Genomic DNA, 6,352 nt, shown 5'->3' on the forward strand with positions numbered 1-6,352 from the left:
TTTTGGAAATAGAGTTCAATCTGGGCTTGGGCTAGGGTGTAAGGGTGCACATTGAGTATCAAAATGATTTGAAACCCGGTCAAGCCGAAATCTTGGTTCGCGACCTGCTGGAAGTCTCTTTCGGGCCTGAAGAACTGGGGGATCCCGGTGATTTGATTCAGCAGCTAACAGGTGGGGAACTTCAGGTATTCTCCGCGTGGGACGGTTCGCGGCCTTTGGGTGCGGCTATCGGTTGGTTCGCCACCGCAGAAATCACGATGCTCAGTTGGTTGGCGGTCAGCCCCTTGACTCGTGGACGCGGCGTAGGCTCTGAGCTGTTTCAACAGGCTATTTCGCAGTGGGAATCGCGCCACAACCCTCTCTTGATTCTGGGAGAAGTGGAAAATCCTCACCAGCATGTAGCCTCTGAACAGTACGGCGACCCGCGTCGGCGGTGGGCGTTTTATCAACGATTGGGCGCTAAACACCTGGACTTTCCTTTTGAGATGCCCCGACTCAGCCCGGACGTACCGGTGGGCGAAGACATGTGGCTGGTGAGTTTTGCCGGCCGGGCGCACAGCGCTATTGACCCGAAAACTGGCGAGCTTTCCGGTCTGGGGGTGGGCAGTGCCCTGCGGGAATTCCTGGATACCTACCTGAAAGACAGCGCCGAGACATGCGACGCGAACGGCAACTACCGTCCGCCGGTGGAGCGGATGTTGGACGCAGCCGCGCAACTCGACTAGTTTTAGGCCCGCGGTAGCATCGACAACTACGATAGTTGCTAGGTTTTTTCGTATGTAACGCGGCCTAAAGCGTGGGATCGGCGGTGAGAATTTCCGCGACCTCGGCACATGTGGGGGAGTAGGCTCCGACCTTGCTGACCGTGAGTCCCGAAGTGATGGTGGCGCGGTGCAAAGCCGCCTGTACGTCACTCAGCCGGGCTTGCCGCAGGCGCTGTTTGGCTGGCGCCGAGCCGAGCAGTCCATCGTCCAGTAACCCCGAAATCAGCCCCGCCATGAAAGAATCCCCGGCACCCACGGTGTCAGCGACCTCGATATTGAGCGGATCAACCACCAACATATCCCGGTCGTTGGCGCAAAGCGCATAGGAACCCCACGGTCCGCGGGTAGCAACAATCAGACCCGGCCCCATCTCTTTCCATTTGTGCAGTACAGACTCGAGGGGTACGTCATCTCCATAGAGCCAGGCAATGTCCTCATCGCTGGCTTTAACCACATCGGAGAGGCTGATGATTTCCTCGATTTGAGGGCGGACGTTCTCGGGACTGCCCATCAGTGAAGGTCGAATATTCGGGTCGTAGCTGACGGTTCCCCGGATTGCCATCGATTTGACCGCGCTCATCACTGCAGAAGCGCCGGGTGCGAGAGTAGCTGCGAAACTGCCGGTATGCAGGTGGCTAAGCTGAGTTGCGTCCGGCAGCGGCGGCACTTGCCAATCCAGCTCGAAGTCGTAGGTCGCCCGACCGGCGGAGTCAATATGGGCGTTAGCTATCGGCGTTTTCTCGGCGTTAGCGCTGCCCGCGACAATGTCTACCCCGGCGGAGTGCAGATGCTTTTCGAGGCTGTGACCGCGGGCGTCATTTCCCCACCAGGAAGCGAGTGTGGTGTGGTGTCCCAAACTGGCCAAACCGCACGCCACATTGAAGGGGCTACCGCCCACCTTTTCTTCAACCTCGCCGGCGCGCTCAATGACGTCAATAAGTGCTTCGCCCAGGCACAGTACCGGCAAACACGTTGAGTTCGTTTCTGTCATGATTATCACTCCACACCTAGTAGATCGAACATTCCTGCCGGCAGAATCCCCTTCGTTTCCGGCATAACTTTCAGTACTCTCAGCTTTTGAGCGCACATACCAATCAAGAATACTAGGAATGACCAGCCGCCGTCGAGGAACGCAATATTCCTGGGCGGCACGTGGGTAAGTGTTCCCTAGGTTATTTCGATTTTTAGATTCGGTCTGGGTTGATATTTGTTCCAAAATAGCGGCCAGTGGCGCACCAGTCCTTCGCTGAGCTTTTCGGGTCGTTCCCGCTATGTGTCTTAGATGATTGGCTCCTTTTCAATCCTTAGTGGTGTAGGCCTCCCGGTGGGCGTAATGGAAGACCGCCCACCGGGAGATACCGATTCAGAAAGGAAAAAAGGAATCGGTGGCCTACAAACTTGTGAATAGTTGGCCCGGGGCGGCTTGGTGTGCGTATTCTCGGGCGATCATTGCTTTCGGGATGAGGCGGAGTAGTAGTCCGGTGTCGTTGTAGTCGTTGTCTGTCCCATCTATGTCTTCGATGTATTCGGGAACCAGGTCTAGGCCGTATACTGGTAGGGGGTCGTCGTTGGTCATGAGTGATAGTCCCATGCAGGCTCCGGTGAGGAAACCGAGTTCTATGGGTGCGCCGTGGCACAGAATGGCTCGGTTTAGGGCTTCTGCGTAGGAGATTTCGTCGCGTAGCGCACATAGGGCGTACCAGGAGGCGACTTGGGCGGCCTGGGCGGCGGAGGTGACCTGTAAATCATCGAGTTCGGAGGGATTCAGTTCGGTTGAGGCTTCGTCTAGGGCGCTGTCTGGTTCAGATTCGCCATAGATTACGCTGTGTACCCAGTAGGCCCATTCCAGTGCGGCCTCAAGGTCTTGGGGTGCTGAGGAAAAACTCTCGATGACTTGTTCCACTTCCGTGCGCAGCTCGCTCCATTCAGAGAAAATCGGAGCCAAAGCTCCCGCTATTACTAAGGCGCCCGCTCCTTTCCCGGGGGGGTCCATGGTGGCGGGGAGAAACCGAAACACCATATTGGCGGGATTGTCGGGAACATGGATATAGCAGCGGTAGAGTCCTTCCAGTTCCTGTACCAGGTCTCCCCAGTAAGGACTGTAGTAGTCTGGGTCGGTTTCGTATGGTAGCCAGGTCCATTTTTCAGGGGTGAGGGGTCGGGGTGTTATGTCGGGGGGAAAGTATTTGTCCGCGACCAGTTCACCGAATGCCCCGTGCATCAGATAGCCCTGAGCACGATCTAAAGTCAAGATGTCCATGATGATTACTCCTGTTCTGTCGAATCCGGTTCTACATCTGGGATTTGGTCAATCGAAATGTCTGCATCGCAATATTCCAGGGGGCACGATGTCCATGAATCATGAAAAAATCGGATTATCTGGACACCTTCGGGTAGCAAGTAACGGGCTTTGACCGTCCCCGCGACGTAGCGGGCGCACAGCGCTAGATGGTTCATGAAAATGTCACAAACCAGTTCGTAGCCCAGATTTTTCATCAAGATTTTGGCGATCTGTTTATGAGTGATGTAGTCCGCATCGCCGATTTCATATTTCACCTGGTTGAAAGCGTAATCCGAACTCATCGGTCCGCATATATGTTCACCAGGACTGGCGGTTATCGGAATCAAGGGAAGAGCCGAACCTTCATCGGGAACAGTCGGTTCCACGGCCGGTGGTAATTCAACCGGTGCTGGAGCCGTTTTCGTATCCAAAGTCGCTAACATCACGATCTACCTCCTCACACTGCCGCCGGGATTTCCGGCGACGATTCAATAGTACGAGTGACCCCGAACACGAAAAATCAAGAGTTTCATTTGCTGAAATACCAACAAAAAAGTCAATCTACAAACATTTGCCGCGAACCTCACAAAAGCAACAAACACCTCGGGTGGGCACGCTGAAGCGTGCCGGGTTTTGTTTCTGCTTGTTTTTGAGAAAATTTGGAACATGTCATAGAGGCATTCATAGGTTTTAAGGGTTGCGTGGTTCAGATGGCTGTTGACCGTTTGTGCCAGGATGGCTCGTATTCACGCCGAGAAGTATTCCGCATATGGGGTGCGTAAAATTTGGCACGCGATGCGTCGGGTTGGTGTTTTGGCCGTTGCAAACCGTCAGACTAATGCGCCTAACCGGTGTGAAAAGTGTGATTAGGGAGCGCAAACTCCTAACTATAAGGCTCGCTAAAATAATTGATAACCGCCCTGATTTAGTCAATCGTAATTTTCAGCGCGGCAGAACCTAACCAGCTATGGGTAGCCGACATCACAGCAAAGACAGCCAAACATGCGGCCGTGACTACAGCCCTCGACGATCTCACGGGCGAACCTGTGAGCGAGTTCCGCCCCTCACAGTGGAGCGCACTCATCGAAACGCCATCGTAGGCGAGGATACGATCCGGTTCGTGTTCCGCACCGGTGAACAGGTGAGCATGGCCCTGCAAGGGGGATGTTGTAGCGGTTGACGCGCACGGTTAGGTACACCTCCCAGAAATTAGATAAGGTTAGCCTTACCTAAGAAGGGTGGTGTTTACGTGGACGATAGTGTAATGGATCAGGTTGATGACGGCGAGTATGGGTCGGCGAAGGAAAAATCTGTCGCTGGTCAGAACGCGATCCGTAAGTTATCCCAACCGGTGAAAGGCAAGCTGTTTGTCGCGCAGGTTTTGGCTTTTCTCTCTGGTGTGTTGGCTATTGCCCCGTATGTGGCTCTGGTGGAGCTTGGCAGAGAACTTATGCAAGACCAGGTGGACCCGGCGCGGGTGAACTGGATCGTCATGCTCCTCGTCAGCGCATACATGGCTCGGTTGACCTTATATTTTGTTGCATTGGGCGTGACGCATTTTATTGACCTGTCGTTGCGTAATCAGATGCGTCGGCAAATTGCCGCCCGAATGTCGACTGCTCCGCTGTCGTGGTTTACCCGCGAGGGTGAGGGGAAGATCCGCAAGACCATTCAGGATGATACGGCCACGGTGCACACAGTGATCGCGCACGGGCCGATCGAGAAACTGAACGCGATCGTATCCCCGCTCGCCTTGTTGATGTATGCGTTTGTGGTGGATTGGCGACTCGCGTTGCTGTCGATTGCGACGATTCCGATTTATGTGGGCATGTATGGCATGTCGATGCGTGGGATGAATGAGAAGACCGCGCAAATGGACACTAAGCTCGCCCAGGTCTCAGCAACGATGGCCGAGTTCGTGGCCGGTATTTCAGTGGTGAAAGCCTTCGGCAAAGTTGGCCAAGCACATAAAGCCTATTTGGACGCGGCAAACGAGTTTTCCAAGTTCTACCGGGCCTGGTGTATGCCGCTGGTGTCAATGTCAGTCGCCTCATTTTCTTGGGTGTCAATCCCGGTATTGTTGATCGTAAACCTTGGCGGCGGCGCGCTGATGATGAACGCCGGTTGGGTGAGCATCTACGAGGTCATCACCACCACCCTGATCGCCCTGGTGTTGCCGGGCGCGTTGATGACGGTGGCAACCATCGCCTGGTCGTACCAGCTCGCAGGGTCTGCGGCAGTGAGGCTGGTGAACGTCATGGAGCTACCGGCGTTGAGTCAGCCCGATGCGCCACAGACACCACACGGTCATGATATCGAGATTCGGGGTGTGTCGTATGCCTATGACGAGACCCAAGCGTTACAGGACGTGAGTTTAAGTATCCCGGCCGGGACGGTGACCGCACTGGTCGGGCCGTCGGGTGCGGGCAAATCGACGTTGGCGAGTTTGATTGCTCGTTTTGATGATCCGGACGCTGGCACGATCACCATCGGCGGGGTTGATCTAAAGAGCATTTCCCAGGATATATTGTATTCGACGGTCGCATTCGTCCTGCAAGATGCACAGCTTATTCGCGACACCATCCACAACAACATTGCCCTGGGCGCGCCAGACGCAACCTTGGATCAGGTGCGGCAGGCGGCGAGAGCAGCGCAGATCGACGAGTTCATCATGAGCCTGCCAGCAGGCTACGACACCGTGTTGGGGGAGGACACCCACGTTTCGGGTGGGCAGGCAGCCCGTATCGCGATCGCCCGGGCGTTCATGGTTGATGCCCCAGTGTTGGTGCTGGACGAGGCGACGGCGATGGCGGACCCGGAATCGGAATCGAAAATCCAACAAGCTCTCTCGACTCTTGCCAAAGGCAGAACCGTGATTGTGATCGCCCACCGACTGGCCTCGATCAGAGGGGCAGACCAAATTGTCGTCATGGAACGCGGGTGCATTGCTGTGGTCGGTAAACACGACGAACTGTTGGGTAATGCGCACTATCAGGCACTTCTTGCCCAAGGTGCATGCGAGGAGATGACACGATGAATCAACTATTGCTGCCACGCTTTAAGCGTTTGATGGAACCCGCCTCGTGGCGAGACCTCTCGGTCGGTCAAGCGTGGGGTGCAATCTCAGGACTGTGTCACGGCTTTGCCCTGCTGACTCTGCTTCCCGCAGCAAGTGCCCTAGCGACCGGAATGCCGGTGTGGGGGTTATCGTTTTGGGGCTGGCTCATCGCCTTGGCGGTGATCTCGGTAGCGGGTGTAGGCACCGAGTTTTATGGCATAGATCGGAAGAGCACACGTCTGAACTCCA

General features: G+C 55.4%; 5 protein-coding genes and 1 pseudogene. 3 read left to right on the forward strand and 3 right to left on the reverse strand.

Annotated features, from left to right (window positions below; all coding sequences use genetic code 11):
- Positions 1–44: 44 nt before the first annotated feature.
- A complete protein-coding gene (locus AC5LBQ_RS05270) occupies positions 45–725 on the forward strand; it encodes a GNAT family N-acetyltransferase (RefSeq protein ID WP_297346462.1) in 681 nt (226 codons plus the stop codon).
- A gap of 64 nt (positions 726–789) precedes the next feature.
- On the opposite strand, the gene AC5LBQ_RS05275 is transcribed toward AC5LBQ_RS05270, so the two are convergent.
- From AC5LBQ_RS05275 to AC5LBQ_RS05285, 3 genes are all read right to left on the reverse strand, one after another.
- Positions 790–1,755: a carbohydrate kinase family protein gene (locus tag AC5LBQ_RS05275; protein WP_493264836.1), complete on the reverse strand. Its 966-nt coding sequence runs from the start codon at positions 1,753–1,755 to the stop codon at positions 790–792.
- A gap of 399 nt (positions 1,756–2,154) precedes the next feature.
- Positions 2,155–3,024 (reverse strand): hypothetical protein, encoded by an 870-nt coding sequence (locus AC5LBQ_RS05280; RefSeq protein ID WP_307742053.1) that lies wholly within the window; start codon positions 3,022–3,024, stop codon positions 2,155–2,157.
- Between the two features lie 5 nt (positions 3,025–3,029).
- Entirely contained in the window at positions 3,030–3,491 is a 462-nt protein-coding gene (locus AC5LBQ_RS05285) for a hypothetical protein (RefSeq protein WP_307742052.1), read from the reverse strand.
- An 803-nt stretch (positions 3,492–4,294) separates the two neighbouring features.
- On the opposite strand from AC5LBQ_RS05285, the gene AC5LBQ_RS05290 reads away from it, so the two are divergent.
- Positions 4,295–6,082: an ABC transporter ATP-binding protein gene (locus tag AC5LBQ_RS05290; protein ID WP_307742051.1), complete on the forward strand. Its 1,788-nt coding sequence runs from the start codon at positions 4,295–4,297 to the stop codon at positions 6,080–6,082.
- Positions 6,079–6,352 (forward strand): annotated as a pseudogene (locus tag AC5LBQ_RS05295) (ABC transporter ATP-binding protein); the annotation flags it as partial. The gene AC5LBQ_RS05290 and the pseudogene AC5LBQ_RS05295, both read left to right, overlap by 4 nt.

Source organism: Mobiluncus sp., assembly GCF_985070215.1.

Excerpts from the sequence above, each read along its gene's own strand:
- AC5LBQ_RS05275 (WP_493264836.1), bottom strand. The coding sequence starts at position 1,755 with ATGACAGAAACGAACTCAACGTGTTTGCCGGTACTGTGCCTGGGCGAA.
- AC5LBQ_RS05280 (WP_307742053.1), bottom strand. The coding sequence starts at position 3,024 with ATGGACATCTTGACTTTAGATCGTGCTCAGGGCTATCTGATGCACGGG.